The sequence below is a fragment of the Bacillus sp. ATD genome (assembly GCF_050585765.1).
GTDB lineage: Bacteria > Bacillota > Bacilli > Bacillales > Bacillaceae > Bacillus > Bacillus stercoris.
The window spans coordinates 213,529-234,753 of sequence record NZ_JBOBQH010000005.1 but is presented as its reverse complement, the minus strand read 5'-3'; the positions used below and the strand labels follow the sequence as shown (position 1 = coordinate 234,753).

General features: G+C 46.4%; 19 protein-coding genes. 10 read left to right on the top strand and 9 right to left on the bottom strand.

The annotated features are described in order from the left end of the window. Positions 1-8: 8 nt before the first annotated feature. The 3 genes from srfAC (at position 9) to ACQXR1_RS14205 (ending at position 5,920) form a co-directional block, all read left to right on the top strand. Positions 9-3,836, top strand: coding sequence for a surfactin non-ribosomal peptide synthetase SrfAC (srfAC, locus tag ACQXR1_RS14215; RefSeq protein WP_430772350.1), 3,828 nt, complete (start codon positions 9-11; stop codon positions 3,834-3,836). A 28-nt stretch (positions 3,837-3,864) separates the two neighbouring features. Then, a complete protein-coding gene (gene srfAD, locus ACQXR1_RS14210; RefSeq protein WP_103031546.1) occupies positions 3,865-4,593 on the top strand; it encodes a surfactin biosynthesis thioesterase SrfAD in 729 nt (242 codons plus the stop codon). 100 nt (positions 4,594-4,693) lie between these two features. Further along, a complete protein-coding gene (locus ACQXR1_RS14205) occupies positions 4,694-5,920 on the top strand; it encodes an MFS transporter (protein ID WP_430772349.1) in 1,227 nt (408 codons plus the stop codon). A 14-nt stretch (positions 5,921-5,934) separates the two neighbouring features. On the opposite strand, the gene ACQXR1_RS14200 is transcribed toward ACQXR1_RS14205, so the two are convergent. Together ACQXR1_RS14200 and ACQXR1_RS14195 are read right to left on the bottom strand one after the other, a co-directional pair. After that, positions 5,935-6,492 (bottom strand): YcxB family protein, encoded by a 558-nt coding sequence (locus ACQXR1_RS14200; protein ID WP_430772348.1) that lies wholly within the window; start codon positions 6,490-6,492, stop codon positions 5,935-5,937. 53 nt (positions 6,493-6,545) lie between these two features. Beyond that, positions 6,546-7,484, bottom strand: a complete 939-nt coding sequence (locus ACQXR1_RS14195; protein ID WP_227099551.1) for a DMT family transporter — start codon at positions 7,482-7,484, stop codon at positions 6,546-6,548. Between the two features lie 123 nt (positions 7,485-7,607). Between ACQXR1_RS14195 and ACQXR1_RS14190 the strand changes: the two genes are divergently transcribed. Next, positions 7,608-8,942, top strand: coding sequence for a PLP-dependent aminotransferase family protein (locus ACQXR1_RS14190; protein ID WP_430772347.1), 1,335 nt, complete (start codon positions 7,608-7,610; stop codon positions 8,940-8,942). On the opposite strand, the gene ACQXR1_RS14185 is transcribed toward ACQXR1_RS14190, so the two are convergent. The 6 genes from ACQXR1_RS14185 to bsdA all read right to left on the bottom strand — a co-directional run bounded on the left by ACQXR1_RS14185 (position 8,937) and on the right by bsdA (position 13,925). After that, the gene (locus ACQXR1_RS14185; RefSeq protein ID WP_430772346.1) at positions 8,937-9,611 is read right to left on the bottom strand and encodes a 4'-phosphopantetheinyl transferase; all 675 of its coding nucleotides are present in this window, start codon (positions 9,609-9,611) and stop codon (positions 8,937-8,939) included. The genes ACQXR1_RS14190 and ACQXR1_RS14185 overlap by 6 nt on opposite strands. Before the next feature lie 103 nt (positions 9,612-9,714). After that, positions 9,715-10,362, bottom strand: coding sequence for a YczE/YyaS/YitT family protein (locus ACQXR1_RS14180; RefSeq protein ID WP_071581065.1), 648 nt, complete (start codon positions 10,360-10,362; stop codon positions 9,715-9,717). Between the two features lie 320 nt (positions 10,363-10,682). Continuing rightward, a complete protein-coding gene (tcyC, locus tag ACQXR1_RS14175) occupies positions 10,683-11,426 on the bottom strand; it encodes a cystine ABC transporter ATP-binding protein TcyC (RefSeq protein WP_430772345.1) in 744 nt (247 codons plus the stop codon). Positions 11,427-11,439: 13 nt separating this feature from the next. Further along, positions 11,440-12,144, bottom strand: a complete 705-nt coding sequence (gene tcyB / locus ACQXR1_RS14170; protein WP_014662754.1) for a cystine ABC transporter permease TcyB — start codon at positions 12,142-12,144, stop codon at positions 11,440-11,442. Continuing rightward, positions 12,131-12,937 (bottom strand): cystine ABC transporter substrate-binding lipoprotein TcyA, encoded by an 807-nt coding sequence (gene tcyA, locus ACQXR1_RS14165; protein WP_430772344.1) that lies wholly within the window; start codon positions 12,935-12,937, stop codon positions 12,131-12,133. Before tcyA ends, tcyB begins: the two co-directional genes overlap by 14 nt. 115 nt (positions 12,938-13,052) lie before the next feature. After that, a complete protein-coding gene (bsdA, locus tag ACQXR1_RS14160) occupies positions 13,053-13,925 on the bottom strand; it encodes a transcriptional regulator BsdA (RefSeq protein ID WP_069148943.1) in 873 nt (290 codons plus the stop codon). Between the two features lie 89 nt (positions 13,926-14,014). Here bsdA and ACQXR1_RS14155 point away from each other — a divergent pair, with 89 nt between their 5' ends. From ACQXR1_RS14155 to ACQXR1_RS14135, 5 genes are all read left to right on the top strand, one after another. Beyond that, complete coding sequence (locus ACQXR1_RS14155) at positions 14,015-14,629, top strand: non-oxidative hydroxyarylic acid decarboxylases subunit B (protein ID WP_050982287.1); 615 nt, start codon at positions 14,015-14,017, stop codon at positions 14,627-14,629. Positions 14,630-14,631: 2 nt separating this feature from the next. After that, a complete protein-coding gene (bsdC, locus tag ACQXR1_RS14150; protein ID WP_430772343.1) occupies positions 14,632-16,053 on the top strand; it encodes a phenolic acid decarboxylase BsdC in 1,422 nt (473 codons plus the stop codon). 16 nt (positions 16,054-16,069) lie between these two features. Next, a complete protein-coding gene (gene bsdD / locus ACQXR1_RS14145; protein ID WP_019257455.1) occupies positions 16,070-16,297 on the top strand; it encodes a phenolic acid decarboxylase subunit BsdD in 228 nt (75 codons plus the stop codon). Next, positions 16,294-16,758, top strand: coding sequence for a pyridoxamine 5'-phosphate oxidase family protein (locus ACQXR1_RS14140; RefSeq protein ID WP_430772342.1), 465 nt, complete (start codon positions 16,294-16,296; stop codon positions 16,756-16,758). The genes bsdD and ACQXR1_RS14140 overlap by 4 nt, the downstream gene beginning before the upstream one ends. A 64-nt stretch (positions 16,759-16,822) precedes the next feature. After that, positions 16,823-17,668, top strand: a complete 846-nt coding sequence (locus tag ACQXR1_RS14135; RefSeq protein WP_430772341.1) for an alpha/beta fold hydrolase — start codon at positions 16,823-16,825, stop codon at positions 17,666-17,668. Between the two features lie 39 nt (positions 17,669-17,707). Here ACQXR1_RS14135 and ACQXR1_RS14130 read toward each other — a convergent pair whose 3' ends face one another. Continuing rightward, positions 17,708-19,186 (bottom strand): peptide MFS transporter, encoded by a 1,479-nt coding sequence (locus ACQXR1_RS14130; RefSeq protein WP_014662760.1) that lies wholly within the window; start codon positions 19,184-19,186, stop codon positions 17,708-17,710. Between the two features lie 279 nt (positions 19,187-19,465). On the opposite strand from ACQXR1_RS14130, the gene ACQXR1_RS14125 reads away from it, so the two are divergent. Next, a complete protein-coding gene (locus ACQXR1_RS14125) occupies positions 19,466-21,220 on the top strand; it encodes a right-handed parallel beta-helix repeat-containing protein (protein ID WP_430772340.1) in 1,755 nt (584 codons plus the stop codon). Positions 21,221-21,225 lie beyond the last annotated feature (5 nt).

The window sequence follows — 21,225 nt, the reverse complement described above, 5'->3', positions numbered from 1 at the left end:
CGAAACATATGAGTCAATTTAGCAAGGATCAGGTTCAAGATATGTATTACCTATCGCCGATGCAGGAAGGGATGCTGTTTCATACCATCCTGAATCCCGGCCAAAGCTTTTACCTTGAACAGATCACGATGAAAGTAAAAGGCAGCTTGAATATCAAATGCCTAGAAGAAAGCATGAATGTGATCATGGACCGGTACGATGTATTTCGTACCGTGTTCATTCACGAAAAAGTAAAAAGGCCTGTCCAAGTCGTATTGAAAAAACGGCAGTTTCATATAGAAGAAATCGATCTGACACATGTAACGGACAGCGAGCAAGCAGCCAAAATCAATGAATACAAGGAACAGGATAAGATCAGAGGCTTTGATTTGACGCGGGATATTCCGATGCGGGCAGCTGTTTTCAAAAAAGCTGAAGAAAGCTTTGAATGGGTATGGAGCTACCACCACATTATTTTGGACGGCTGGTGCTTCGGCATCGTCGTGCAGGATCTATTTAAAGTATACAATGCTCTGCGCGAACAAAAGCCGTACAGCCTGCCGCCAGTCAAACCGTATAAAGACTATATCAAGTGGCTTGAAAAGCAAGATAAACACGCATCACTGCATTACTGGCGCGAGTACTTAGAGGATGTTGAGGGACAAACGACGTTTGCGGAGCAAAGAAAGAAACAAAAGGACGGCTATGAGCCGAAGGAGCTGCTCTTTTCATTGCCGAAGGCGGAAACAAAGGCCTTTACCGAGCTTGCAAAATCGCAGCATACCACTTTAAGCACGGCGCTGCAGGCAGTCTGGAGCGTATTGATCAGCCGCTATCAGCAGTCTGGCGATTTAACGTTCGGTACAGTCGTTTCCGGGCGTCCCGCGGAAATTAAAGGCGTTGAACATATGGTCGGACTGTTTATCAACGTTGTCCCGAGACGTGTGAAGCTGTCTAAGGATATCACATTTACCGGCTTGCTCAAGCAGCTGCAGGAGCAATCGCTGCAGTCCGAGCCGCATCAATATGTGCCGCTTTATGACATCCAAAGCCAGGCCGATCAGCCGAAACTGATTGACCACATCATTGTTTTTGAGAACTATCCGCTTCAGGATGCGAAAAATGAAGAAAGCAGTGAAAACGGCTTTGATATGGTGGATGTTCATGTTTTTGAGAAGTCGAATTATGATCTCAACCTAATGGCTTCTCCAGGTGAAGAGATGCTGATTAAGCTTGCTTATAATGAGAATGTGTTTGATGAGGCGTTTATCCTGCGCTTGAAATCTCAGCTTCTCACAGCAATTCAGCAGCTCATCCAGAATCCCGAACAGCCTGTCAGCACGATCAACCTCGTTGACGACAGGGAGAGAGAATTTTTGCTTACAGGCTTAAATCCGCCGGCTCAAACTCATGAGACAAAGCCCCTGACCGATTGGTTTAAGGAAGCGGTGAATGTCAATCCGAATGCGCCGGCGCTTACGTATTCCGGCCAGACCCTGTCTTACTGCGAATTAGATCAGGAAGCGAACCGCCTTGCGCACCGTTTGCAAAAACACGGTGCGGGCAAAGGCTCCGTTGTAGCGCTGTACACGAAGCGCTCACTTGAACTGGTGATCGGCATTCTCGGTGTATTAAAGGCGGGAGCGGCTTATCTGCCAGTTGACCCGAAGCTGCCAGAGGACCGAATCTCGTATATGCTGACTGACAGTGCGGCAGCCTGTCTGCTGACACATCAGGAGATGAAAGAACAAGCGGCTCAGCTGCCGTATACAGGCACAACGCTCGTCATCGATGATCAAACACGGTTTGAGGAAAAGGAAAGCGATCCTGCCACCGCGATTGATCCCGATGATCCGGCATATATCATGTACACGTCGGGCACAACCGGAAAGCCGAAGGGCAATATGACCACTCATGCCAATATTCAAGGTTTGGTCAAGCATGTAGACTACATGGCATTTTCTGAAAAAGATACGTTCTTATCTGTTTCGAATTACGCCTTCGACGCATTTACCTTTGATTTCTACGCTTCCATACTGAATGCGGCACGGCTCATTATCGCAGATGAACATACGCTGCTTGATACAGAGCGGCTCACTGATCTGATCAAGCAGGAGAATGTCAATGTCATGTTTGCGACAACTGCGCTGTTTAATCTTCTCACAGATGCGGGAGAGGATTGGATGAAGGGGCTTCGCTGTGTATTATTCGGCGGAGAGCGCGCATCTGTGCCTCACGTCAGGAAAGCGTTGCGGGTCATGGGGCCGGGCAAGCTGATTAACTGCTACGGGCCGACTGAGGGAACAGTGTTTGCGACTGCTCACGTCGTGCATGATATACCGGATTCCATCTCCTCATTGCCGATCGGAAAGCCGATCAGCAATGCCAGTATTTATATTCTGAATGAGCAAAGCCAGCTCCAGCCATTCGGGGCGATCGGTGAACTGTGCATCAGCGGAATGGGCGTGTCAAAAGGATATGTAAATCGTGCTGACCTCACGAAGCAAAAGTTTATCAAGAACCCGTTTAAGCCGAAAGAAATGCTTTACCGCACAGGGGATTTAGCACGCTGGCTGCCGGATGGAACGATTGAATACGCCGGCCGTATTGACGATCAGGTCAAAATACGGGGACACCGGATTGAGCTTGAAGAAATTGAAAAGCAGCTGCAGGAATACCCGGGAGTGAAAGATGCGGTCGTTGTTGCGGACTGCCCTGAGTCTGGCGATGCATCAATCAACGCCTACCTGGTGACCCGGACGCAGCTTTCAGCTGAAGGCGTAAAGGCGCACCTGAAAAAACAGCTTCCTGCTTACATGGTGCCGCAAACCTTTACCTTCTTGGATGAGCTTCCTTTAACGACAAACGGGAAAGTCAATAAACGGCTGCTGCCAAAACCTGATCAGGATCAGCTGGCGGAAGAATGGATCGGGCCGCGAAACGAGATGGAAGAAAAAATCGCGCAAATCTGGTCTGAGGTTCTCGGCAGAAAACAAGTCGGCATTCATGACGATTTCTTTGTGCTCGGAGGACATTCCTTGAAGGCAATGACCGCCGCCTCCCGCATCAAGAAGGAGCTCGGGATTGATCTTCCGGTAAAGGTTTTGTTTGAAGCGCCGACAATCGCCGGTATTTCAGCGTTTTTGAAAAACGGGGGCTCAGATGGATTGCAGGATGTAACGATAATGAATCCCGATCAGGAACAGATCATTTTCGCATTTCCTCCAGTCTTGGGCTATGGCCTCATGTACCAAAACCTGGCCAACCGCTTGCCGTCATACAAGCTGTGCGCCTTTGACTTCATTGAGGAAGAAAATCGCCTTGACCGCTATACGGATTTGATCCAGAAGCTTCAGCCGGAAGGGCCTTTGACTTTGTTTGGATATTCAGCAGGATGCAGCCTGGCGTTTGAAGCTGCCAAAAAGCTTGAGGAACAAGGCCGTATTGTGCAGCGGATCATCATGGTGGATTCTTATAAAAAACAAGGTGTCAGTGATCTGGACGGACGCACGGTTGAAAGTGATGTCGAAGCGTTGATGAATGTCAACCGGGACAATGAAGCACTCAACAGCGAAGCCGTCAAACAAGGACTTAAGCAAAAAACACACGCCTTTTACTCATACTACGTCAGCCTGATCAGCACAGGCCAAGTGAAAGCAGATATTGATCTGCTGACATCTGGCGCTGATTTTGACATGCCGGAATGGCTTGCATCATGGGAAGAGGCAACAACAGGTGCTTATCGTGTGAAAAGAGGCTTCGGAACACACGCAGAAATGCTGCAGGGCGAAACGCTAGATAGGAATGCCGTAATTTTGCTCGAATTTCTTAATACACAAACCGTAACGGTTTCTTAAATGAAGTGATGAAAGGAGGAGACAGCCAATGAGCCAACTCTTCAAATCATTTGATGCGTCGGAAAAAACGCAGCTCATCTGTTTTCCGTTTGCCGGCGGCTACTCAGCGTCGTTTCGCCCTCTCCATGCTTTTTTGCAGGGGGAGTGTGAGATGCTTGCTGCTGAGCCGCCGGGACACGGCACGAATCAAACGACAGCCATTGAGGATCTCGAAGAGCTGACGGATTTGTACAAGCAAGAACTGAACCTGGGCCCTGATCGGCCGTTTGTGCTGTTCGGACACAGTATGGGCGGCATGATCACCTTCAGGCTGGCGCAAAAGCTTGAGCGGGAAGGCATCTTTCCACAGGCCGTTATCATTTCTGCGATACAGCCGCCCCATATTCAGCGGAAGAAAGTGTCCCATCTGCCTGATGATCAATTCCTTGATCATATTATCAAATTAGGCGGAATGCCCGCAGAGCTTGTTGAAAATAAGGAGGTCATGTCCTTTTTCCTGCCTTCCTTCCGATCGGACTACAGGGCGCTTGAACAATTTGTGCTTCACGATCTGGCCCCGATCCAATCGCCTGTTCATGTCTTTAACGGGCTTGATGATAAAAAATGCATTCGAGATGCGGAAGGCTGGAAGAAGTGGGCAAAAGACATCACATTCCATCAATTTGACGGCGGCCACATGTTCCTGCTGTCACAAACGGAAGAAGTCGCAGAACGGATTTTTGCAATCTTGAATCAGCATCCGATCATTCAATCGTGATCAAAAGCGGACAGCTCAGGCTGTTCCGCTTTTTTAGTGTGGAATGACAATTTTTGCATGGTATAATAGTCGAAATACTCAAATAAAGGCAGGTCAAAACATGCGCACGTCTCCCAGGATGAAATGGTTTGTATTGCTGTTTACGTTTGTTTTCGCCATCGGAATGAACTCATTCAGAAACTCCTTTCAATTTTTTATGCTTCCAATGGCGGATGCCTTCCATGCCGACAGGTCGCTGATCTCGGTTTCTGTCAGCATTTTTATGATCACAACCGGCATCGTCCAGTTTTTTGTCGGTTTTTTTATCGACCGGTTCAGTGTCAGAAAAATTATGGCGCTGGGGGCTGTTTGCATCAGCGCTAGCTTTTTGGTGCTTCCGTATTCACCAAATGTTCATGTGTTTTCCGCTATTTACGGTGTGCTTGGCGGGATCGGCTATTCCTGTGCGGTCGGCGTGACAACCCAGTATTTCATCAGCCGCTGGTTTGACACACACAAAGGTCTGGCACTTGCTATTTTGACCAATGCCAACTCTGCGGGCTTGCTGCTTCTCTCGCCCATTTGGGCAGCGGCTCCGTACCATGCCGGCTGGCAGAACACCTATACCATTTTGGGAATCGTCATGGCGGCTGTTCTGCTGCCGCTCCTCGCCTTCGGGATGAAGCACCCGCCACATGCACAAGTGCAGTCAGTGAAAAAATCTTATGACTGGAGAGGATTTTGGAACGTGATGAAGCAGTCTCGCCTCATTCATATCCTGTACTTTGGGATGTTTACTTGCGGATTTACGATGGGAATCATTGATGCTCACCTCGTCCCGATACTGAAGGATGCGCATGTCTCTCATGTTAACGGAATGATGGCCGCGTTCGGGGCGTTTATTATCATTGGCGGATTATTGGCGGGCTGGCTGTCAGATCTCCTCGGCAGCAGAAGCGTCATGCTATCCATCTTATTTTTCATTCGGCTGCTCAGCCTGATTTGCCTGCTCATCCCCATTCTCGGAATTCATCACAGCGAACTTTGGTACTTTAGCTTTATCCTGTTATTTGGACTCAGTTACACAGGCGTGATCCCGCTGACCGCGGCGTCAATTTCAGAAAGCTATCAAACAGGATTGATAGGTTCGCTGTTAGGCATCAATTTCTTTATCCATCAGGTTGCCGGGGCTCTCAGTGTGTATACGGGCGGTTTGTTTTTTGACATGACTCATGATTATCTGCTGATTGTTGCTGTGTGTATCGTGTTTGTGGGTGTATCGGCTGTCATAGAGCTTGTGCCGTTTTTAGATAAACAAAAGGCAAAAGAAACCCATCAATCAATATAAAAGGACCGGCACTGTCAATGCCGATCCTTTTTAAATTTGAGTTTTTTTGTTTCTGTATTTTTAAGGATAATCTCCTTGAATCTGTTCATCTCCACTACGGAATGAAAAAAATGTTTTGGTATCGCAATATATTGGCTGCTGGATGTATTGATCCGAAAGATATTCTTATATTCGAAAACAGCTGTAATTTCATTCCAATTGAAAATGAGGTCATATTTTTTAGAACTTATACGGATTCCTTCTTGATTCACAGTATATGTTCTTTTAGATTTCATCCGTTCGTTCTTCTTGTATGCTCTGGAAAACTTCACATATAGAAGAAGGATAAGCAGCAGTGTAAACAGAACGGACATCACGATAATCAACATACTGTTCATAAACAAGTTAAGCGCGTCACTGCCATAAACGATACGGGGCCATCCGTTAATGAAGTTAACTGCAGCAAATATGGCGCAACACAACAGAAAGTAAAAGCATGACATTTTTGCGATTTGATAAAAAAAGATTTCTCTTACATCCTTAAAAGTGATTTCTCCTGGAAGAATGATACTTTCACTAGCATATTGAATCATACGGTAAACCTACACCTCTAACCATGTTTTTCCTTTCAGTCTAGCATAATTTCTCATTTTTTTGCAGGCATACCAGAGCGCTTTGTTTTTTTCTGCAGATTGGTATTGCTCCCCAACACGCCAATCATAATACAAACCGCTCCGGCAAAGTGATACCAGGCAAGGCTTTCGTTTAGAATCACCACTCCTGCAATCATCGTTACGATAGTAGATACATGATTAAAAGCACTCATTTTAAACGCCTCAATCCGTGACAGCGTATAGTTAGACAAGAATGAAGTGACAAGTGAAGACAGCACGCCCAAATACAAAATAGAGAGAACGAAGCCGGGCTCCTGGAATGGCTGAAAATAAGTGCCGACAGTTCCCGCCGCTCCGTGGCGCACAAGGGCAATGGCGTTGAAGACGACAAAGCCGATGGCAGACATGATGTAGGTAAGCTCGGTCAGCTTGAACCGCTGCGTCATTTTTCTGGCAGCGGTATTGTACATCGCTGAAGACAAGGCGGACAACAGTATCAGCAAAGACCCTTTTAAGCTGGCTGATTCCACGTCAACGCCTTTCATCACAAAAATAAACATGACACCGGCAACGGATAAAACCGTGAACCCCTTTTGCATCCACGTCGGGCGTTCCTTTAAAACATAAGCGGCAAACACCATCGTGAAAATCGGAATGGCTGCCTGAATAACCCCCGCTTCAGATGAGGACGAGTACACAAGGCCGAATGCCTGAAAGCTGAAAAATAGCGCGGGATACAGCAGGGCGAGCGGCAAAATGGCAATGACGTCCTTTACGCGGATTGAAAGCTTTACCCAGCCGAATAAGACAGGTACAGTGGCCGCAGCAAACGCAATGGTGAACCGGTGCGCCAGAATATCAAACGGCTCTGCTGTTTGCAGTGCGATTTTTACGAATAGAAAGGATAAACCGATAATAACCGAATATAAAACAGCCGCTATATAAGCGGAGGCTTGCTGATGTTTAACCATAATGGGAGGTGCTCCTTTACCTGAATTGCAGCGCCGGTCGCTCCCTTTATTGTATGGCCGCGGTCAGCACGGTACAATGAGAAAAACAATGAACTGTACCGGTACAAAGCAGGAGGAGAAGACATGGAGAAATACATGTGTATATTAACGAGGATAGAGGAGATGATGCAAAGCACCGCCTATCAAGAAGGAGACAGGCTTCCATCTATCCGTCAGCTGTCCGCCCGCCACCAAGTCAGCAAAAGCACAGTGATCCGCGCGCTGCAGGAGCTGGAAAAGCGCCACCTTATCTATTCCGTTCCGAAAAGCGGCTATTATATTGTGAAAAAGACGGGGAAATCAAAAAGCGCGCAGCCTGGCCCCATCGACTTTGCCACATCTGCGCCAGATCCTGATGTGTTTCCGTATCTTGATTTTCAGCACTGCATCAACAAAGCGATTGATACATACAAAAACGATTTGTTTATTTATGGGACGCCAAAGGGGCTTCCATCACTCATCCGTGTACTCCGAAAGCTCTTGGCCAATCAGCAGGTATTTGCGGATGAACGGCACATTTTCATTACTTCAGGTGTCCAGCAGGCGTTATCCTTGCTTTGTGCCATGCCGTTTCCAAATGGGAAAGAGAAGATCGCCATTGAACAGCCGGGCTACCATTTGATGGTCGAACAGCTTGAGACGCTTGGAATTCCCGCCATCGGAGTGAAACGAACGGAAGAGGGGCTCAATTTAACCGAGGTTGAGCGGCTTTTTCAAACAGAATCGATCAAATTTTTTTATACGATGCCCCGCTTCCATAATCCGCTTGGCTGCTCTTTGTCAGAGCGTGATAAACAGGAGCTTGTAAGACTGGCAGAAGCGTATGATGTCTATCTCGTTGAGGATGATTATCTCGGTGATTTGGAGGAAAATAAAAAGGCAGATCCGCTGCACGCATATGACCTGTCCTCACATGTCATTTATTTGAAAAGTTTCTCGAAAATGATGTTTCCCGGCCTTCGCGTGGGGGCGGCTGTTTTGCCCGAAGCACTGACTGATACGTTTCATGCGTACAAAAAGCTGAACGACATCGACTGTTCGATGATTTCTCAAGCGGCATTGGAGATTTATCTGAAAAGCGGTATGTATGGCAGGCACAAGGAGAAAATCAGAGATTCCTATAAGGAGCGATCACTGAGGCTTCATCAAGCCATACAAACCCACAGGCAGCTGGGAAGCGGCCGCTTTACGTTTTCAGGCGGCCAGGCACCCTGTATGCACACCCATCTGGTGCTTCCTGAGGATCTACCGGCCTCAAGGGTAATTCATAGACTGAAAAAACAAGGGGTTCACCTTGAGGCGATAGACCGTCATTATTTATCAGGTTATCAAAAAGAAAATCTATTAAAAATCAATATATCCAATGTGAAAACGGAAGATATTGATCGCGGTGTCAAGCTGTTGATGAGCCATTTATAAAAGCGCTTCGTACGAGACCATTGTGATATCCTCAGGGAAATCAGGGTGCGCGGCGCATACAGCCATTTTGTAGCCGGGATCGACATCATACGTTTTGATATAGCAGGGGGAATGGCTGTCCGGAAGCTCAATGGATACTTCTCCGTCCTGATGCAGGCGCACTGAAAAGGAATCAAGCGGTAGTGATAACCCCTTGCCCTCCTGTTTGATAAAGCTTTCTTTCATTGACCATAGATGATAAAAATAGTCTGTTTGCTCGTCCTTGTTTTTGGCTAAAAGGTCGCTGTACTCTGTTTTTGAAAAGAAGCGCTTGGCGATCTCAAGGCTGATCGGTTTCATTTTTTCAATATCGATGCCGATGGGCTGTGAATCAAACGCACCAATGACCCAGCGGCCGGAATGAGAAATGTTGAAATGGGCGTCAGGAAGATCAGGGATGCAGGGCTTCCCGTATTCCTGCGTGCTAAAGCGGATATCAGATTTGTCCAACTGATACTGCCCGCTTATGACTGAACGAACAAGCACATCTCCCAGCAGGGTGCGGTGTGCATCTTCTTTATGATAAAATCTCCGGCATTTCTCCCGTTTTTCAGTCGATATGAAAGACATGAACCGTTCAGTCTCTTCCTGTGAAAGCGGGCGGTCCATATAAATTCCGTAAATCTTCATTCTAGGTCCTCCGTCTGCAAAAGATTGTCAAAACCATCCTATCATACATCAACAAGACTCATATAGAGGAGAAAATAAAAAACAAAGCCAAAACGGCTTTGTTTTAGTGTACAGGCGGAGATGCTTTCACAGCGGCTGTCCGCCTTGCCACGGCATAATTCAGCAGCTGGATTGACTGCGGCAATGAAAAGCGCAAAATGAGTCCGGTGAAGATGGCGGTCAAAATGGTGCCAAAACCGATCGGGCCGCCCATGCCCCATGCCGCAAATAAAATAGTTAATTCCATGCCGTTCCGCACCCATTGCACATTCCAGCCGGTTTTTTCTGTAATCAGCATCATCAGTGAATCACGCGGCCCCGCGCCAAGGCCTGCTGATACATAAACACCGACGCCGTAACCGATCAGCACCACGCCGAGAGAGAAGACGATGACGGAGCCCGTGTAGGTCGAGGGAGCAGGCAGAAGAAAATTGAAAAAGTCTATAAATACACCGATGAGCACCATATTCAGGATCGCTCCTATTTTTGGCCAAGCCCTCGTGAACAATGACGTTAATCCGACGATGAGCGCTCCAATAATGATGGACCACTGGCCGATGGTAAGCCCGAAGTGCTGAAACAGGCTGTAATGAAATGCATCCCACGGACTAATGCCGAGTGCTTTTCCTTCTATCGTCAGGGATACACCAAAAGCCAAAATGATCAAACCGGCAAAATAAAATGTCCAGCGCAGAACAAGTTCTTGCTTCACGTGAGGTCCCTTCTTTCGTAAAAATCAGTCGATTGTCATTGTAGCACATCTGACAGAAGGGCGGAATAGGCGAAAGGAGCTCAACAAAAAAACAGGGCCGCCGCGGGCGCCCTGTTTCAGCGTGTTGGCAAACCCTTGCATTCGTTGTCAGGCCTGTGCTTCGGTGCTCACGAATTTAACATTCGCTGTGCTCCAATGCTCGCCCTTCCTAGACTTCAAAGGTTTTCAATCACGCTGAAAATCACAAAATCCTAAAACGAAAATCGTTTTAGGATTTTGTCAATAATCTGAAACAGGGCGCTGACGCCCTGTTTTTCTTATTACAGCGGGTTCAAAATCCGGTTCAAGAACCGTTGTGTCCGTTCTTCTTTTGGGGCGGAGAAAATTTGCTCCGGCGGTCCTTGCTCCACGATTACACCGCCGTCGATGAAGATGACTTCATCAGCAACTTCCTGCGCGAACTTGATTTCGTGGGTCACCACGACCATGGTCCAGCCTTCATTGGCTAAGTCCTTGATAACCTTCAGCACCTCTCCGACGAGCTCCGGATCAAGCGCTGAGGTCGGTTCGTCAAACAGCATGAGCTCAGGCTGAATCGCCAGTGCGCGGGCGATGCCGACGCGCTGCTGCTGGCCGCCGGAAAGCTGGAACGGATATAAATCCATTTTGTCCTTCAATCCGACTTTATCAAGCAGCTGGATCGCTTCTTTTCTGACTTCCTCTTTGTTCCGTTTTTGCACCTGAACAGGGCCTTCCATCACGTTTTCGAGGGCTGTGCGGTGCGGGAACAGGTGATACGCCTGAAACACCATTCCGGATTTTCGGCGAAGGTTTAGGATATCCGCCTGTTTCACCTTTTTGGAGAAATCGATGGAGAAATCATCAAATGTAAGCTCTCCGCGATTCGGAATCTCCAGCGCGTTCAGGCAGCGGAGCAGCGTCGTTTTCCCTGAACCTGAAGGCCCAAGTATGGCGATGACTTTTCCTTTTTCAATCTTCATATCTATCTTTTTTAAAATTTCATTTTCACCGAATGATTTGTTTAATCCTGTAACGGTAAGCATACTCGGAACCTCCTTATTTGGCCACGTAGCGGTCAAGACGCCGTTCGATGACATGCTGGACGAGTGAAAGCAGGAAGCAGATAATCCAATAAATAAAGGCTGCTTCAATATAGATCACTAAAATTTGATCAAGATTCCGCGCGCCGATTTCCTGGGCTTTTCTGAACAGCTCAGCGACCAGAATTTGAGAGGCGAGGGATGTATCTTTAATCAGGCTGATAAAAGTATTGGATAATGGCGGGATCGACACACGAAACGCCTGCGGCAGTATGACGCGGAACAGCGTTTTCTGATGTGTCATGCCGATTGTGTAGCCGGCTTCCCATTGCCCTTTCGGCACGGATAAAATAGATGCCCGGATGATTTCAGATGCATAGGCGCCGACGTTTAATGAAAAGGCGATGACTGCGCTTGGAAATGGATCTAATGTGATGTTAAAGGCCGGGAACAGATAGAAAATGATGAACAATTGAACGAGAAGAGGAGTGCCGCGTATTGCGGATACGTATACGCTGAACACCCATCTCAAAGGTCTCACTTTCGACATTCTGGCAAGCGCCGTAATCAGCGCCAGGATCATTCCAAATATAAAGGAAAGAATCGTAAGGGGAATCGTATAGTAGATTCCCCCTGAAAGTATCGGCCAGAATGACTGCTGCACCAGATCCCACGGGATCGCCGTGCCAAGCGTCAATGCCGGCAGATTATTTAGAAACATCTTCGCCGAACCATTTTTTAGAAATTTTAGAAAGAGTCCCGTCCTCTTTCATTTCTTTTAATGCTTTGTTGACTTGATCAACAACCTCGCCGCTTCCTTTACGGAACGTGAAATACGTTTCCTGCGGATCGCCTGTTTCAAACGCGATCTTCACGTTTTTGTTGCCGGATGTTTTTAAGTAGTTCAATACGGCAAGCTTATCGTTGTAAGTCATATCGACGCGGCCTTGCTGGATCATTTGAAGGGACTGCGCCATGCCTTCAACGCCTTCTACTTTCGCGCCAGCATTTGTAGCTAGTTTGTTATAGTTGCTTGTCAGTGATTGAGCTGACGTTTTTCCTTTTACGTCTTTTTCAGACTTAATATCGTTGTTGTCTTTTTTCGTCACGACAACGGCTCTTGATGTTGTGTATTTATCTGAGAAATCATATTTGTCTTCACGATCTGTTTTTCCGACTTGGTTGGCAACAACGTCAAACCGTTTGGAATTCAGGCCGGCAAACATGCTGTCCCATTGTGTTTCTTTAAAATCGACTTTAAGCCCGAGGCGTTTTGCGACTTCTGTGATGACTTCGACATCATAGCCAGTCAGCTTGTCAGTGTCTTTGTCGTGGTAAGTGAACGGCTCATATGTTCCTTCCGTTCCGACTGTGAGCACACCTTTTTTCTTGATTGAAGCCCAAAGATCGCCATCTTTGGCATTATCTTTTGACTGATTGTCATTTCCTGCTCCGCAAGCTGCAAGAGCTGCAATACTTACGACCATGAATAAAGCCAATAATGCTTTTTTCATCTTATTCCCCACTTTTCTGGTTGATTTTATTGAAATAAAAAATTAGCTTACAAATCTAAAGGATAACTTTTTTTTAGTATGAGTCAAGTATTTGGTTTTCATAAGACAAAATCTTTTAAAATAAATCCAAAAATTGCTGTGCCGGTTTAGGCAAATAACTGTCCGTTCTCCACATGACAGCCGGCGTCATAATGAAGGGATTATTTTCGATATGGACGATGTGAACGTGATTTCGCATATGAACGGGAATCATTGTGACAGGCAGAATAGACGCGCCAAAACCGGATGACACGAGGCTGAGCAAAGTTGCAGAGTCATGGCATTCACAAACAATGCTCGGCTTCAGGTTCAAACGATGAAATTCATTCATGACCTGATTATAAACGCCTTTTCCGTTAACAGGTCGGAGCAGTATCAGCGGAAACGAAGGAATGTCCTCCATTTTAATCGTGTCTCCGCACGGATATCCGGCTTCATCTGAAAGCACGAGCACACATGGAATGTCATCAAGCTGCTTGAATTGTACTCTGTCACTTTTGATCAGTGTTGTCGTGACCGCCGCATCGATTTGCCGGCTTTCCAGCAGTTCCAACAGTGTCGCAGGCTCATTTTCCCAAATATTAAAGGTGAGATGGGGGTATCTCTCTTTGATCTGTGTGACTTTTTCAAGCATCAGAGCCGCGCAATAAATTGTTGAACCCACGGCAAGCGTGCCGGCTACCTCCTCCTTCAGCTCCTGTACCTCAATGACAGCATCCTCAAACCTATGCAAAATCTCCTTTGCTCTTTTCAGAAAAACAGTTCCTTCATATGTAAGCGTCATTTGTTTTTTCTTGTTCCGATCAAACAGAACAACACCAAGCTCGTCCTCCAGCTGTTTGAGCTGCCTGCTTAAAGGCGGCTGCGCCATGTGAAGCTTTTTGGCTGCGGACGTGATTTTCTGTTCTTGGGCAATGGTAATGAAGTATCGAAGCTGGCGAATGTCCAAAAGAAAGCGCCTCCTTAATATACCTTTTAAGTATTAAATATAGATTTTATAGATATTTTTCATATGGATATATCAGGAGTATGATTGAAATGAAAGCAGAATTCAAGCGTAAAGGAGGGGGCAAAGTGAAACTCGTTGTCGGAATGACAGGGGCAACAGGGGCGATTTTCGGGGTCAGGCTGCTGCAGTGGCTGAAGGCCGCCGAAGTGGAAACCCATCTCGTTGTGTCTCCTTGGGCGAACGTCACGATCAAACACGAAACAGGCTATACCTTACAAGAAGTAGAACAGCTGGCCACATACACTTACTCACATAAGGACCAGGCGGCGGCCATTTCAAGCGGATCGTTTGATACCGATGGAATGATCGTTGCGCCGTGCAGCATGAAATCTCTCGCAAGCATTCGCACCGGAATGGCGGATAATCTGCTGACACGTGCGGCGGATGTCATGCTCAAGGAGAGAAAAAAACTCGTCCTCTTAACGAGAGAGACGCCTTTGAACCAAATACATCTCGAAAATATGCTAGCGCTTACGAAAATGGGTACAATCATTCTTCCTCCGATGCCGGCATTTTATAATCAGCCGACCAGCTTAGAGGAAATGGTTGACCATATTGTATTTAGAACGTTGGACCAATTCGGCATTCGCCTTCCTGAAGCGAAGCGCTGGAATGGGATTGAAAAACATAAAGGAGGAGCTTGATCATGGCTTATCAAGATTTCAGAGAATTTCTCGCAGCCCTCGAAAAAGAAGGACAGCTGCTTACAGTGAATGAAGAGGTAAAGCCGGAGCCTGATTTAGGGGCCGCCGCACGCGCAGCCAGCAACCTTGGCGATAAAAGCCCCGCGCTCTTATTTGACAACATTTATGGCTATCATAACGCGCGAATTGCGATGAATGTCATCGGCTCTTGGCCGAACCATGCAATGATGCTGGGTATGCCGAAAGACACACCGGTAAAAGAACAGTTTTTTGAATTCGCAAAGCGTTATGACCAGTTTCCGATGCCGGTCAAACGTGAAGTAACAGCGCCATTTCATGAAAATGAAATCACAGGAGATATCAATTTGTTCGATATACTGCCTCTTTTCAGAATTAACCAAGGTGATGGAGGCTACTATTTAGACAAAGCATGTGTCATTTCCCGTGATCTTGAAGACCCTGACAACTTTGGCAAACAAAATGTCGGCATTTACAGAATGCAGGTCAAAGGAAAAGACCGCCTCGGCATTCAGCCTGTGCCGCAGCACGATATTGCCATCCATTTGCGCCAAGCTGAAGAACGCGGCATCAATCTTCCAGTCACGATTGCGCTTGGCTGTGAGCCGGTTATTACAACAGCGGCATCGACTCCGCTTCTCTATGATCAATCAGAATACGAAATGGCAGGCGCGATTCAAGGCGAACCATATCGCATCGTCAAATCAAAGCTGTCTGATCTTGATGTTCCGTGGGGCGCTGAAGTGGTGCTTGAAGGTGAGATTATTGCCGGAGAGCGCGAATATGAAGGGCCGTTCGGTGAATTCACAGGCCATTATTCCGGCGGACGCAGCATGCCGATCATTAAAATTAAACGCGTCTATCACAGAAACAATCCGATCTTTGAACATTTATACTTAGGCATGCCTTGGACAGAATGCGATTACATGATCGGCATTAACACATGCGTGCCGCTTTATCAGCAGTTAAAAGAAGCGTATCCGAACGAAATTGTGGCAGTAAACGCCATGTACACACACGGTTTAATCGCGATTGTATCCACAAAAACCCGTTATGGCGGATTTGCGAAAGCGGTCGGCATGCGCGCATTGACCACACCGCACGGACTTGGCTACTGCAAAATGGTCATTGTTGTTGATGAGGATGTCGATCCATTCAACCTGCCGCAGGTCATGTGGGCGCTTTCGACCAAAATGCATCCGAAACACGATGCGGTCATCATTCCGGACTTATCTGTTCTGCCGCTTGATCCGGGATCTAATCCGTCAGGAATCACTCACAAAATGATTCTTGACGCGACTACACCGGTTGCGCCGGAAACAAGAGGCCACTATTCACAGCCGCTTGATTCTCCGCTTACAACGAAAGAATGGGAACAAAAACTAATGGACTTAATGAATAAATAAGGAAAGGATGTTCGAAATGCATACATGTCCTCGATGCGACTCAAAAAAGGGAGAAGTCATGAGCAAATCGCCTGTAGAAGGCGCATGGGAAGTTTATCAGTGCCAAACATGCTTTTTTACATGGAGATCCTGTGAACCGGAAAGCATTACAAATCCCGCGAAATACAATCCGGCGTTTAAAATTGATCCGAAGGAAACAGAAACAGCCATTGAAGTTCCGGCGGTGCCGGAACGAAAGGCTTGATCAGCGTGAACTGTCTATCAGACCGTCTTTTTGAACTGCTTGACGGGGACCGCCTAAATGAGAAGCAGCATGAGGCCTTCGTTCTGCAAACAGTGTCAGAGGATGGCTGGCCGCATGCCGCTATGATCAGTGCGGGGGAAATGATCGCGCTGAACCGAACTGATATCCGAATCGCTCTGTGGAAAAACACAATGACTTCGGCCAACATCCTTCGCACAGGAAAAGCACAGTTCATGGCATGGTGGAAGGGAGCTGCTTATTATGTAAAGCTTGAATGCACGCCTTTGCCGCCTTTGAAAGATGCCGAATATGATAGAGACCGTTTTTCCTGCCGGGTCGTTTCAGTGAAGGAAGACATTGCGAAATACGCTGATTTGACTTCTGGTGTCCGTATCCAGCTTCACAGGCCTGAAGAGGTGCTGAGCAGATGGAAAAAGACCCTGGAAGAAGTAAAACGGTAATATCGAGAGCCTGACGCCATGCGTCAGGCTTTTTTTATATAATGAAAACAAAGGGGGCGGAAAAATGGAACGTACGGGGATCTGTCACTCGGACGGTTTTGATTTAGCTTATCGAATTGAGGGCGAGGGCGCACCCATCCTTGTGATCGGGAGTGCGGTTTACTACCCGCGCCTTTTTTCCTCAGATATCAAACAGAAATATCAATGGATCTTTGTCGACCATAGGGGATTTGCTAAGCCTAAACGAGAGCTTCGTGAGGAGGATTCGAGGCTTGATGCCGTTTTGGCTGATATTGAAAGGATGAGAACATTTCTTCAGCTTGAGGATGTTATCATCCTGGGACATTCCGGGCATGCTTTTATGGCTTTAGAGTATGCCAGGACATATCCTGAACATGTCCGGAAGGTGGCGCTCTTCAATACTGCGCCTGATAACAGTGAAGAAAGACAACGAAAAAGTGAATCATTTTTTATGGAAACAGCCAGTCTTGAGAGAAAGAAACGCTTTGAAAAAGATATCGCGAATTTGCCGCAGGACATTGAAAACGATCCTGAAAGACGCTTCGTACACATGTGTATTCGCGCTGAAGCGAAAAGCTTTTATCAAGAGCAGCCGCATGCAGCTGCTTTATGGGATGGCGTATTTACGAATATGCCGATCATGGATGAATTATGGGGGAATACATTTGCCCGGCTGAATCTCATTCAGCGGTTAGCTGATGTACAAGTGCCGGTGTACATCGGCTTAGGAAGATATGATTATTTGGTTGCCCCTGTTACGCTATGGGATACTGTTGACGATTTATATCCACATGTGGAGAAGGTTATTTTTGAAAAGAGCGGCCATCAGCCGATGCTGGAAGAACCGCAAGCCTTCGAACAAAGCTTCAGGAAATGGCTTGATCAATAAAAAACAGCCCGCAGATCAACATCCGCGGGCTGTTTCTGATTATAAGACCCCTTTCATCGCGCGTTTGATCACCGGCGAGAGCAGCAGGAGAATGCCGCCAAGAACGATAGAAATCAAACCGATGGTGCCGAAGTACGTTGTTTCAGGAATTTTATCAAACAATCCGGCTACTTGGGCATTGATCGCTTGGGCTGCTGCGTTCGTCAGAAACCACATACTCATTGTCTGTGCAGAGAAGGCAGCTGGCGCCAGTTTCGTTGTCACGGATAAACCGACTGGAGACAGGCACAGCTCTCCAAGCACAACAAGGAGGAAGCTGAGAACGAGCCAAAGCGGGCTAACGAGGGCTTCTTTTCCTTGCATAGCCGGGAATACCATAATGATAAATGACAATCCGGCAAGTATAATTCCGATTGAGAATTTAACTGGCGTAGACGGCTGGCGTTTGCCGAGCTTCATCCAGAGCCATGCGAATATTGGCGCAAATATGACGACAAACAATGGATTTAATGATTGGAACCAAGATGACTGAAGTTCGAATCCACCCAATGAAAGTCTTATACGCTCATCAGCATATACCGCAAGAATGGTCGCTCCCTGTTCCTGAATGGCCCAGAACATAACAGCACCGATAAACAAAGGAACGTAAGCGGCAAGACGGGATTTTTCTGTTTTGTCCGCTTTTTTGCTAGTAAACATGATGATGAAATAAATAACAGGAATCAAAATACCGAGAATACTTACTAGGTCGATGAAACGCTTGATCGTCAGCACGCCTGTTTGTACGGAGATAATCACTGCGATCGCCACAATGATCACACCGATTCCGGTGCCAATCGCAGATTTTTTAGACAGCGGATTCGGCACATTGGAACCTGCAAGACCGAGGTTTTTCTTTCTTGTCAAAGCAAATACGATAAGTCCGAGAAGCATTCCGACCGCGGCAGCTCCGAAGCCGAGATGATAGTTGTACTTCTGTCCGAGTGTTCCGACAATTAACGGCGCAAGTAAACCACCGAGGTTAATCCCCATGTAGAAAATACTGAAACCTGAGTCGCGGCGCGGGTCTTCTTTCGTGTAAAGATCCCCAACCACGCTTGAAACGTTTGGTTTTAATAAGCCTGTTCCGACAATGATAAGCACCATGCTGATATAGAATGCTATCGAACTGCCCGGATAGGCGAGTGCAATGTGGCCGAACATAATGAATATGCCGCCGTAAAACACGGTGTTTGCGGTACCGAATACCCGATCAGCGAGCCATCCGCCAATAATAGTGGACATGTATACGAGTGAGCCGTAAATCGACATAATGGCAACCGCAGTGCCTTTGTCAAAACCAAGCCCGCCGTTTACCGTCTCTGTATACAAATAGTAAAGTAAGATTGCTCTCATTCCATAGTAAGAGAAACGCTCCCAAAATTCGGTGAAAAATAGTGTAAATAGTCCTCGCGGGTGACCAAAGAACCCTTTTTGCGGGACGCTTTTGATGATACTTTCGTTATCAATCGAAGCCATGTCAGCCAAACCCTTTCTAAAAAAAGTGTATTATAAAAATCATATTCTTATATAATACTTGTGTCAATATAATTTATACTCATTTCAAATAGTTCCATAATGGAAAAATTATAAATGCCTAAAAATAGTGATTTTCTCCTAATTTTTATACTCTTTATCGTGAGATTTTCTTACATAACTATTCCTTTATATTTTTTTAATAAAATTTTAGAGAAATGTACAAGCAGACCGGGCCTTTGTGAGTAACATGATAGTAATCATGGAGAAGGAGGCTCGCAATTGGCTGAATTCATATTAAATGCAGCAGATTTCGGTGTTCCTGGAGATGGTCAAACGGATTCGACAGAACTGATTAATCAGTGCCTTAGTACAGCTGTTTCTCAAGGCTATCATACTGTCTGGTTTCCAAAGGGAACATATTTAATAGATGGAACGCTTGGCGGAGATTTTAATCAGAAGTTTCGAAACGCGGGAATCATTGTTCCCGGCAACCTTGAGATTATGATGGACCCGGAGTGTATCATGAAAGTAATCCCGAATCGTTCTTGGGGTTATTCCGCATTTTATGTAGGCAAGCAAGAGAATATAACCATTTCCGGGGGACAAATTATCGGCGAACGCGATGAGCATATCTACGCCTCAGCGGGGATCAGGTCAACCCATGAATGGGGCTTTGGCATATGTATTGAAGGATGCTCGAATGTTGTCATTGATCATGTGAAAATTTCTGATTTTACCGGCGATGGGATCATTGTCAGTCCGAGGGGATTAAAGACCAATCAAGATTATCGAACGTCAAAGCAAATTATCATCCGCCGCTGTGAGGTTCGGCGGTCGAGGAGAAATAACATTTCCATTACCGGATGTGACATGGTCACGGTGGAGGAATGCGTGATTGAAGATGCCGGAACGGGGAATGGGACAGCGCCGAAATACGGAATTGACATTGAAGGGTATGGCGAAGGTGATGTTGATTATGAGGAACCGATTAATGTATCAATTCGCAATAACTACTTTATTGGAAACGTTTCAAGTTCTGTGACCAATTTTAACGGGTATGGCGTTTTAATAGAAGGAAATCTCTCAGATAATACAATCAGCTACGGATATGGGACGCAAACAGTGATCAAGGGAAATATTCTGAGAGGCCCTGAAGACGCGGCGGCTGCGACAAGAGTCGGGATAACCGGACTCGGTGTGTCACAAGGAAAAGAGACCAGTGATGCGGTGATCTCTGGCAATCTGATTACTGGATTTTCAACTGCAATTGATGTCAGGGGAAAGAGCGTTCTTGTGACGGACAACAAAATCAGCAACTTTGAAAACACAGGGATATTGGTTTATCAGTCTTCTGACGTAAAGGTAGACGGTAACCACATTCAAAACGGACTGTCTGAAACAAGGCGCAGCATCGGTCTTCGCGCAGTGCTGTCAGATGACATCGCGTTTCTGAATAACTGTCTCATTCAAGTCATTGACGGAGTGAACATCTCCGGAGGCGACGTGATCATTAAAGATAATCTCCTGAGAAAATTCAGCCGGGGCATTTGGATCGCTCAAGGGAATGCGGTGATTGAAGGAAATACACTGCATCCTGACACGTTTGAAGCGGTCCCGGAATCATATGCTGTTTCCGTCACAAATAATGCTGGCGCTATCATCAAAAACAATACATTTAAAGAGTTTAAAAATTACCCGATTTACTGCTCCACAAGTGCAAAAACCTCAATTATCGGCAACCACCTCGACAGATCTCCGCTTTTGGTCACCATCTATATCAGCACCGGTGTGCATGAGATTTTTGATAATACCATTTCAGTCAACAGAACAGCCGGGAATCCGATTGTGATTTATGTCAATGGATCAGCAGGCTCTATCATTTCTGGAAACACCATCAATAACCTCTCCGCAGGCACTGCGACAGCTATTCAAACAAACACCTCAACCAATTCCAAAATCATTGGCAACCGCATTTATAAAGGGACCATCAACAAACACAGCAGTGATACACTAGACGGCAATATTATCGCCTGAAAAAA

Bases quoted from the DNA above. Each gene is read 5' to 3' on its own strand.
- ACQXR1_RS14190 (WP_430772347.1), top strand. From the start codon at position 7,608: ATGGAGAAATACATGTGTATATTAACGAGGATAGAGGAGATGATGCAA.
- bsdC (WP_430772343.1), top strand. From the start codon at position 14,632: ATGGCTTATCAAGATTTCAGAGAATTTCTCGCAGCCCTCGAAAAAGAA.
- ACQXR1_RS14185 (WP_430772346.1), bottom strand. From the start codon at position 9,611: ATGAAGATTTACGGAATTTATATGGACCGCCCGCTTTCACAGGAAGAG.
- bsdD (WP_019257455.1), top strand. From the start codon at position 16,070: ATGCATACATGTCCTCGATGCGACTCAAAAAAGGGAGAAGTCATGAGC.
- ACQXR1_RS14155 (WP_050982287.1), top strand. From the start codon at position 14,015: ATGAAAGCAGAATTCAAGCGTAAAGGAGGGGGCAAAGTGAAACTCGTT.
- ACQXR1_RS14200 (WP_430772348.1), bottom strand. From the start codon at position 6,492: ATGATTCAATATGCTAGTGAAAGTATCATTCTTCCAGGAGAAATCACT.
- tcyC (WP_430772345.1), bottom strand. From the start codon at position 11,426: ATGCTTACCGTTACAGGATTAAACAAATCATTCGGTGAAAATGAAATT.
- srfAD (WP_103031546.1), top strand. From the start codon at position 3,865: ATGAGCCAACTCTTCAAATCATTTGATGCGTCGGAAAAAACGCAGCTC.
- tcyB (WP_014662754.1), bottom strand. From the start codon at position 12,144: ATGTTTCTAAATAATCTGCCGGCATTGACGCTTGGCACGGCGATCCCG.
- srfAC (WP_430772350.1), top strand. From the start codon at position 9: ATGAGTCAATTTAGCAAGGATCAGGTTCAAGATATGTATTACCTATCG.
- ACQXR1_RS14205 (WP_430772349.1), top strand. From the start codon at position 4,694: ATGCGCACGTCTCCCAGGATGAAATGGTTTGTATTGCTGTTTACGTTT.
- tcyA (WP_430772344.1), bottom strand. From the start codon at position 12,937: ATGAAAAAAGCATTATTGGCTTTATTCATGGTCGTAAGTATTGCAGCT.
- ACQXR1_RS14135 (WP_430772341.1), top strand. From the start codon at position 16,823: ATGGAACGTACGGGGATCTGTCACTCGGACGGTTTTGATTTAGCTTAT.
- ACQXR1_RS14195 (WP_227099551.1), bottom strand. From the start codon at position 7,484: ATGGTTAAACATCAGCAAGCCTCCGCTTATATAGCGGCTGTTTTATAT.
- ACQXR1_RS14130 (WP_014662760.1), bottom strand. From the start codon at position 19,186: ATGGCTTCGATTGATAACGAAAGTATCATCAAAAGCGTCCCGCAAAAA.